Consider the following 8,873-nt stretch of genomic DNA (forward strand, 5'->3'; position numbering starts at 1 on the left):
GAGTCCCGCAATTATACATTTAATACGCGATAGAAAACAAAATATAGCGCGCAAACTAGGATAAATTATCGCGCGCGGTGTCATCTATGTTACTAGATCGGGACCCAATTCTCAGTCCAAAGCCTCAACAAGGTCAGGGTACAGAGTCTCCAAACCATTAGCCAAAAGCTACAGGAGATCAATGAAGAATCTTCAATCAAAGTAAACTACTGTTCCAGCACATGCATCATGGTCAGTAAGTTTCAGAAAAAGACATCCACCGAAGACTTAAAGTTAGTGGGCATCTTTGAAAGTAATCTTGTCAACATCGAGCAGCTGGCTTGTGGGGACCAGACAAAAAAGGAATGGTGCAGAATTGTTAGGCGCACCTACCAAAAGCATCTTTGCCTTTATTGCAAAGATAAAGCAGATTCCTCTAGTACAAGTGGGGAACAAAATAACGTGGAAAAGAGCTGTCCTGACAGCCCACTCACTAATGCGTATGACGAACGCAGTGACGACCACAAAAGAATTAGCTTGAGCTCAGGATTTAGCAGCATTCCAGATTGGGTTCAATCAACAAGGTACGAGCCATATCACTTTATTCAAATTGGTATCGCCAAAACCAAGAAGGAACTCCCATCCTCAAAGGTTTGTAAGGAAGAATTCGATATCAAGCTTGATATCGGAAGTTTCTCTCTTGAGGGAGGTTGCTCGTGGAATGGGACACATATGGTTGTTATAATAAACCATTTCCATTGTCATGAGATTTTGAGGTTAATATATACTTTACTTGTTCATTATTTTATTTGGTGTTTGAATAAATGATATAAATGGCTCTTGATAATCTGCATTCATTGAGATATCAAATATTTACTCTAGAGAAGAGTGTCATATAGATTGATGGTCCACAATCAATGAAATTTTTGGGAGACGAACATGTATAACCATTTGCTTGAATAACCTTAATTAAAAGGTGTGATTAAATGATGTTTGTAACATGTAGTACTAAACATTCATAAAACACAACCAACCCAAGAGGTATTGAGTATTCACGGCTAAACAGGGGCATAATGGTAATTTAAAGAATGATATTATTTTATGTTAAACCCTAACATTGGTTTCGGATTCAACGCTATAAATAAAACCACTCTCGTTGCTGATTCCATTTATCGTTCTTATTGACCCTAGCCGCTACACACTTTTCTGCGATATCTCTGAGGTAAGCGTTAACGTACCCTTAGATCGTTCTTTTTCTTTTTCGTCTGCTGATCGTTGCTCATATTATTTCGATGATTGTTGGATTCGATGCTCTTTGTTGATTGATCGTTCTGAAAATTCTGATCTGTTGTTTAGATTTTATCGATTGTTAATATCAACGTTTCACTGCTTCTAAACGATAATTTATTCATGAAACTATTTTCCCATTCTGATCGATCTTGTTTTGAGATTTTAATTTGTTCGATTGATTGTTGGTTGGTGGATCTATATACGAGTGAACTTGTTGATTTGCGTATTTAAGATGTATGTCGATTTGAATTGTGATTGGGTAATTCTGGAGTAGCATAACAAATCCAGTGTTCCCTTTTTCTAAGGGTAATTCTCGGATTGTTTGCTTTATATCTCTTGAAATTGCCGATTTGATTGAATTTAGCTCGCTTAGCTCAGATGATAGAGCACCACAATTTTTGTGGTAGAAATCGGTTTGACTCCGATAGCGGCTTTTTACTATGATTGTTTTGTGTTAAAGATGATTTTCATAATGGTTATATATGTCTACTGTTTTTATTGATTCAATATTTGATTGTTCTTTTTTTTGCAGATTTGTTGACCAGTTCGAAATGAGGGAAGCGTTGATCGCCGAAGTATCGACTCAACTATCAGAGGTAGTTGGCGTCATCGAGCGCCATCTCGAACCGACGTTGCTGGCCGTACATTTGTACGGCTCCGCAGTGGATGGCGGCCTGAAGCCACACAGTGATATTGATTTGCTGGTTACGGTGACCGTAAGGCTTGATGAAACAACGCGGCGAGCTTTGATCAACGACCTTTTGGAAACTTCGGCTTCCCCTGGAGAGAGCGAGATTCTCCGCGCTGTAGAAGTCACCATTGTTGTGCACGACGACATCATTCCGTGGCGTTATCCAGCTAAGCGCGAACTGCAATTTGGAGAATGGCAGCGCAATGACATTCTTGCAGGTATCTTCGAGCCAGCCACGATCGACATTGATCTGGCTATCTTGCTGACAAAAGCAAGAGAACATAGCGTTGCCTTGGTAGGTCCAGCGGCGGAGGAACTCTTTGATCCGGTTCCTGAACAGGATCTATTTGAGGCGCTAAATGAAACCTTAACGCTATGGAACTCGCCGCCCGACTGGGCTGGCGATGAGCGAAATGTAGTGCTTACGTTGTCCCGCATTTGGTACAGCGCAGTAACCGGCAAAATCGCGCCGAAGGATGTCGCTGCCGACTGGGCAATGGAGCGCCTGCCGGCCCAGTATCAGCCCGTCATACTTGAAGCTAGGCAGGCTTATCTTGGACAAGAAGATCGCTTGGCCTCGCGCGCAGATCAGTTGGAAGAATTTGTTCACTACGTGAAAGGCGAGATCACCAAAGTAGTCGGCAAATAAAGCTTTCGTTCGTATCATCGGTTTCGACAACGTTCGTCAAGTTCAATGCATCAGTTTCATTGCGCACACACCAGAATCCTACTGAGTTTGAGTATTATGGCATTGGGAAAACTGTTTTTCTTGTACCATTTGTTGTGCTTGTAATTTACTGTGTTTTTTATTCGGTTTTCGCTATCGAACTGTGAAATGGAAATGGATGGAGAAGAGTTAATGAATGATATGGTCCTTTTGTTCATTCTCAAATTAATATTATTTGTTTTTTCTCTTATTTGTTGTGTGTTGAATTTGAAATTATAAGAGATATGCAAACATTTTGTTTTGAGTAAAAATGTGTCAAATCGTGGCCTCTAATGACCGAAGTTAATATGAGGAGTAAAACACTTGTAGTTGTACCATTATGCTTATTCACTAGGCAACAAATATATTTTCAGACCTAGAAAAGCTGCAAATGTTACTGAATACAAGTATGTCCTCTTGTGTTTTAGACATTTATGAACTTTCCTTTATGTAATTTTCCAGAATCCTTGTCAGATTCTAATCATTGCTTTATAATTATAGTTATACTCATGGATTTGTAGTTGAGTATGAAAATATTTTTTAATGCATTTTATGACTTGCCAATTGATTGACAACATGCATCAATCCATGGAAGGTACCAAGGCGCGCCTGGCCGTATCCGCAATGTGTTATTAAGTTGTCTAAGCGTCAATTTGTTTACACCACAATATATCCTGCCACCAGCCAGCCAACAGCTCCCCGACCGGCAGCTCGGCACAAAATCACCACTCGATACAGGCAGCCCATCAGAATTAATTCTCATGTTTGACAGCTTATCATCGACTGCACGGTGCACCAATGCTTCTGGCGTCAGGCAGCCATCGGAAGCTGTGGTATGGCTGTGCAGGTCGTAAATCACTGCATAATTCGTGTCGCTCAAGGCGCACTCCCGTTCTGGATAATGTTTTTTGCGCCGACATCATAACGGTTCTGGCAAATGCTCCCCCGCCGTCGTTCAATGAGAATGGATAAGAGGCTCGTGGGATTGACGTGAGGGGGCAGGGATGGCTATATTTCTGGGAGCGAACTCCGGGCGAATACGAAGCGCTTGGATACGCGAGCTAAGGAGATAAGGTATGGCTAAAATGAGAATATCACCGGAATTGAAAAAACTGATCGAAAAATACCGCTGCGTAAAAGATACGGAAGGAATGTCTCCTGCTAAGGTATATAAGCTGGTGGGAGAAAATGAAAACCTATATTTAAAAATGACGGACAGCCGGTATAAAGGGACCACCTATGATGTGGAACGGGAAAAGGACATGATGCTATGGCTGGAAGGAAAGCTGCCTGTTCCAAAGGTCCTGCACTTTGAACGGCATGATGGCTGGAGCAATCTGCTCATGAGTGAGGCCGATGGCGTCCTTTGCTCGGAAGAGTATGAAGATGAACAAAGCCCTGAAAAGATTATCGAGCTGTATGCGGAGTGCATCAGGCTCTTTCACTCCATCGACATATCGGATTGTCCCTATACGAATAGCTTAGACAGCCGCTTAGCCGAATTGGATTACTTACTGAATAACGATCTGGCCGATGTGGATTGCGAAAACTGGGAAGAAGACACTCCATTTAAAGATCCGCGCGAGCTGTATGATTTTTTAAAGACGGAAAAGCCCGAAGAGGAACTTGTCTTTTCCCACGGCGACCTGGGAGACAGCAACATCTTTGTGAAAGATGGCAAAGTAAGTGGCTTTATTGATCTTGGGAGAAGCGGCAGGGCGGACAAGTGGTATGACATTGCCTTCTGCGTCCGGTCGATCAGGGAGGATATCGGGGAAGAACAGTATGTCGAGCTATTTTTTGACTTACTGGGGATCAAGCCTGATTGGGAGAAAATAAAATATTATATTTTACTGGATGAATTGTTTTAGTACCTAGATGTGGCGCAACGATGCCGGCGACAAGCAGGAGCGCACCGACTTCTTCCGCATCAAGTGTTTTGGCTCTCAGGCCGAGGCCCACGGCAAGTATTTGGGCAAGGGGTCGCTGGTATTCGTGCATCTGGCTCGCGGCGGACGCACGACGCCGGGGCGTGACCATAGGCGATCTCCTAAATCAATAGTAGCTGTAACCTCGAAGCGTTTCACTTGTAACAACGATTGAGAATTTTTGTCATAAAATTGAAATACTTGGTTCGCATTTTTGTCATCCGCGGTCAGCCGCAATTCTGACGAACTGCCGATTTAGCTGGAGATGATTGTACATCCTTCACGTGAAAATTTCTCAAGCGCTGTGAACAAGGGTTCAGATTTTAGATTGAAAGGTGAGCCGTTGAAACACGTTCTTCTTGTCGATGACGACGTCGCTATGCGGCATCTTATTATTGAATACCTTACGATCCACGCCTTCAAAGTGACCGCGGTAGCCGACAGCACCCAGTTCACAAGAGTACTCTCTTCCGCGACGGTCGATGTCGTGGTTGTTGATCTAGATTTAGGTCGTGAAGATGGGCTCGAGATCGTTCGTAATCTGGCGGCAAAGTCTGATATTCCAATCATAATTATCAGTGGCGACCGCCTTGAGGAAACGGATAAAGTTGTTGCACTCGAGCTAGGAGCAAGTGATTTTATCGCTAAGCCGTTCAGTATCAGAGAGTTTCTAGCACGCATTCGGGTTGCCTTGCGCGTGCGCCCCAACGTTGTCCGCTCCAAAGACCGACGGTCTTTTTGTTTTACTGACTGGACACTTAATCTCAGGCAACGTCGCTTGATGTCCGAAGCTGGCGGTGAGGTGAAACTTACGGCAGGTGAGTTCAATCTTCTCCTCGCGTTTTTAGAGAAACCCCGCGACGTTCTATCGCGCGAGCAACTTCTCATTGCCAGTCGAGTACGCGACGAGGAGGTTTATGACAGGAGTATAGATGTTCTCATTTTGAGGCTGCGCCGCAAACTTGAGGCAGATCCGTCAAGCCCTCAACTGATAAAAACAGCAAGAGGTGCCGGTTATTTCTTTGACGCGGACGTGCAGGTTTCGCACGGGGGGACGATGGCAGCCTGAGCCAATTCCCAGATCCCCGAGGAATCGGCGTGAGCGGTCGCAAACCATCCGGCCCGGTACAAATCGGCGCGGCGCTGGGTGATGACCTGGTGGAGAAGTTGAAGGCGGCGCAGGCCGCCCAGCGGCAACGCATCGAGGCAGAAGCACGCCCCGGTGAATCGTGGCAAGCGGCCGCTGATCGAATCCGCAAAGAATCCCGGCAACCGCCGGCAGCCGGTGCGCCGTCGATTAGGAAGCCGCCCAAGGGCGACGAGCAACCAGATTTTTTCGTTCCGATGCTCTATGACGTGGGCACCCGCGATAGTCGCAGCATCATGGACGTGGCCGTTTTCCGTCTGTCGAAGCGTGACCGACGAGCTGGCGAGGTGATCCGCTACGAGCTTCCAGACGGGCACGTAGAGGTTTCCGCAGGGCCGGCGGGCATGGCCAGTGTGTGGGATTACGACCTGGTACTGATGGCGGTTTCCCATCTAACCGAATCCATGAACCGATACCGGGAAGGGAAGGGAGACAAGCCCGGCCGCGTGTTCCGTCCACACGTTGCGGACGTACTCAAGTTCTGCCGGCGAGCCGATGGCGGAAAGCAGAAAGACGACCTGGTAGAAACCTGCATTCGGTTAAACACCACGCACGTTGCCATGCAGCGTACGAAGAAGGCCAAGAACGGCCGCCTGGTGACGGTATCCGAGGGTGAAGCCTTGATTAGCCGCTACAAGATCGTAAAGAGCGAAACCGGGCGGCCGGAGTACATCGAGATCGAGCTAGCTGATTGGATGTACCGCGAGATCACAGAAGGCAAGAACCCGGACGTGCTGACGGTTCACCCCGATTACTTTTTGATCGATCCCGGCATCGGCCGTTTTCTCTACCGCCTGGCACGCCGCGCCGCAGGCAAGGCAGAAGCCAGATGGTTGTTCAAGACGATCTACGAACGCAGTGGCAGCGCCGGAGAGTTCAAGAAGTTCTGTTTCACCGTGCGCAAGCTGATCGGGTCAAATGACCTGCCGGAGTACGATTTGAAGGAGGAGGCGGGGCAGGCTGGCCCGATCCTAGTCATGCGCTACCGCAACCTGATCGAGGGCGAAGCATCCGCCGGTTCCTAATGTACGGAGCAGATGCTAGGGCAAATTGCCCTAGCAGGGGAAAAAGGTCGAAAAGGACTCTTTCCTGTGGATAGCACGTACATTGGGAACCCAAAGCCGTACATTGGGAACCCAAAGCCGTACATTGGGAACCGGAACCCGTACATTGGGAACCCAAAGCCGTACATTGGGAACCGGTCACACATGTAAGTGACTGATATAAAAGAGAAAAAAGGCGATTTTTCCGCCTAAAACTCTTTAAAACTTATTAAAACTCTTAAAACCCGCCTGGCCTGTGCATAACTGTCTGGCCAGCGCACAGCCGATGAGCTGCAAAAAGCGCCTACCCTTCGGTCGCTGCGCTCCCTACGCCCCGCCGCTTCGCGTCGGCCTATCGCGGCCGCTGGCCGCTCAAAAATGGCTGGCCTACGGCCAGGCAATCTACCAGGGCGCGGACAAGCCGCGCCGTCGCCACTCGACCGCCGGCGCTGAGGTCTGCCTCGTGAAGAAGGTGTTGCTGACTCATACCAGGCCTGAATCGCCCCATCATCCAGCCAGAAAGTGAGGGAGCCACGGTTGATGAGAGCTTTGTTGTAGGTGGACCAGTTGGTGATTTTGAACTTTTGCTTTGCCACGGAACGGTCTGCGTTGTCGGGAAGATGCGTGATCTGATCCTTCAACTCAGCAAAAGTTCGATTTATTCAACAAAGCCGCCGTCCCGTCAAGTCAGCGTAATGCTCTGCCAGTGTTACAACCAATTAACCAATTCTGATTAGAAAAACTCATCGAGCATCAAATGAAACTGCAATTTATTCATATCAGGATTATCAATACCATATTTTTGAAAAAGCCGTTTCTGTAATGAAGGAGAAAACTCACCGAGGCAGTTCCATAGGATGGCAAGATCCTGGTATCGGTCTGCGATTCCGACTCGTCCAACATCAATACAACCTATTAATTTCCCCTCGTCAAAAATAAGGTTATCAAGTGAGAAATCACCATGAGTGACGACTGAATCCGGTGAGAATGGCAAAAGCTCTGCATTAATGAATCGGCCAACGCGCGGGGAGAGGCGGTTTGCGTATTGGGCGCTGTTCCGCTTCCTCGCTCACTGACTCGCTGCGCTCGGTCGTTCGGCTGCGGCGAGCGGTATCAGCTCACTCAAAGGCGGTAATACGGTTATCCACAGAATCAGGGGATAACGCAGGAAAGAACATGTGAGCAAAAGGCCAGCAAAAGGCCAGGAACCGTAAAAAGGCCGCGTTGCTGGCGTTTTTCCATAGGCTCCGCCCCCCTGACGAGCATCACAAAAATCGACGCTCAAGTCAGAGGTGGCGAAACCCGACAGGACTATAAAGATACCAGGCGTTTCCCCCTGGAAGCTCCCTCGTGCGCTCTCCTGTTCCGACCCTGCCGCTTACCGGATACCTGTCCGCCTTTCTCCCTTCGGGAAGCGTGGCGCTTTCTCATAGCTCACGCTGTAGGTATCTCAGTTCGGTGTAGGTCGTTCGCTCCAAGCTGGGCTGTGTGCACGAACCCCCCGTTCAGCCCGACCGCTGCGCCTTATCCGGTAACTATCGTCTTGAGTCCAACCCGGTAAGACACGACTTATCGCCACTGGCAGCTGCCACTGGTAACAGGATTAGCAGAGCGAGGTATGTAGGCGGTGCTACAGAGTTCTTGAAGTGGTGGCCTAACTACGGCTACACTAGAAGAACAGTATTTGGTATCTGCGCTCTGCTGAAGCCAGTTACCTTCGGAAAAAGAGTTGGTAGCTCTTGATCCGGCAAACAAACCACCGCTGGTAGCGGTGGTTTTTTTGTTTGCAAGCAGCAGATTACGCGCAGAAAAAAAGGATCTCAAGAAGATCCTTTGATCTTTTCTACGGGGTCTGACGCTCAGTGGAACGAAAACTCACGTTAAGGGATTTTGGTCATGAGATTATCAAAAAGGATCTTCACCTAGATCCTTTTGATCCGGAATTAATTCCTGTGGTTGGCATGCACATACAAATGGACGAACGGATAAACCTTTTCACGCCCTTTTAAATATCCGATTATTCTAATAAACGCTCTTTTCTCTTAGGTTTACCCGCCAATATATCCTGTCAAACACTGATAGTTTAAAC

Annotated in this window: 7 protein-coding genes and 2 pseudogenes; 7 read left to right on the top strand and 2 right to left on the bottom strand. The window is 47.4% G+C overall.

Annotated elements, in window-relative coordinates:
* Nucleotides 1-96: 96 nt before the first annotated feature.
* The 7 genes from L1965_RS16260 to L1965_RS15705 all read left to right on the top strand — a co-directional run bounded on the left by L1965_RS16260 (nucleotide 97) and on the right by L1965_RS15705 (nucleotide 6,766).
* Complete coding sequence (locus tag L1965_RS16260; protein WP_500690557.1) at nucleotides 97-807, top strand: hypothetical protein; 711 nt, start codon at nucleotides 97-99, stop codon at nucleotides 805-807.
* A 1,013-nt stretch (nucleotides 808-1,820) separates the two neighbouring features.
* On the top strand, nucleotides 1,821-2,609 hold the full coding sequence (gene aadA1 / locus L1965_RS15685; protein ID WP_235757377.1) for an ANT(3'')-Ia family aminoglycoside nucleotidyltransferase AadA1: 789 nt from the start codon (nucleotides 1,821-1,823) through the stop codon (nucleotides 2,607-2,609).
* 16 nt (nucleotides 2,610-2,625) lie between these two features.
* Entirely contained in the window at nucleotides 2,626-2,694 is a 69-nt protein-coding gene (locus tag L1965_RS16200) for a hypothetical protein (protein WP_369334679.1), read from the top strand.
* A gap of 1,048 nt (nucleotides 2,695-3,742) precedes the next feature.
* A complete protein-coding gene (gene aph(3')-IIIa, locus L1965_RS15690) occupies nucleotides 3,743-4,537 on the top strand; it encodes an aminoglycoside O-phosphotransferase APH(3')-IIIa (protein WP_001096887.1) in 795 nt (264 codons plus the stop codon).
* Between the two features lie 7 nt (nucleotides 4,538-4,544).
* Nucleotides 4,545-4,769, top strand: coding sequence for a single-stranded DNA-binding protein (locus L1965_RS15695; RefSeq protein ID WP_235757375.1), 225 nt, complete (start codon nucleotides 4,545-4,547; stop codon nucleotides 4,767-4,769).
* 90 nt (nucleotides 4,770-4,859) lie between these two features.
* Complete coding sequence (gene virG / locus L1965_RS15700) at nucleotides 4,860-5,663, top strand: two-component system response regulator VirG (protein ID WP_235757376.1); 804 nt, start codon at nucleotides 4,860-4,862, stop codon at nucleotides 5,661-5,663.
* A gap of 29 nt (nucleotides 5,664-5,692) precedes the next feature.
* Nucleotides 5,693-6,766: a replication initiator protein A gene (locus tag L1965_RS15705; RefSeq protein WP_033483887.1), complete on the top strand. Its 1,074-nt coding sequence runs from the start codon at nucleotides 5,693-5,695 to the stop codon at nucleotides 6,764-6,766.
* A gap of 470 nt (nucleotides 6,767-7,236) precedes the next feature.
* Here L1965_RS15705 and L1965_RS15710 read toward each other — a convergent pair.
* Together L1965_RS15710 and L1965_RS15715 are read right to left on the bottom strand one after the other, a co-directional pair.
* A pseudogene (locus L1965_RS15710) lies at nucleotides 7,237-7,380 on the bottom strand (IS5/IS1182 family transposase); the annotation flags it as partial.
* 137 nt (nucleotides 7,381-7,517) lie between these two features.
* A pseudogene (locus L1965_RS15715) lies at nucleotides 7,518-7,784 on the bottom strand (phosphotransferase); the annotation flags it as partial.
* Between the last annotated feature and the right edge of the window lie 1,089 nt (nucleotides 7,785-8,873).

Source organism: Paracoccus salsus, assembly GCF_021556615.1.
In the GTDB taxonomy this organism is placed as follows: domain Bacteria; phylum Pseudomonadota; class Alphaproteobacteria; order Rhodobacterales; family Rhodobacteraceae; genus Paracoccus; species Paracoccus salsus.

Coding starts and splice junctions, on each gene's coding strand:
- aadA1 (WP_235757377.1), top strand. CDS start 1,821: ATGAGGGAAGCGTTGATCGCCGAAGTATCGACTCAACTATCAGAGGTA.
- L1965_RS15695 (WP_235757375.1), top strand. CDS start 4,545: ATGTGGCGCAACGATGCCGGCGACAAGCAGGAGCGCACCGACTTCTTC.
- virG (WP_235757376.1), top strand. CDS start 4,860: ATGATTGTACATCCTTCACGTGAAAATTTCTCAAGCGCTGTGAACAAG.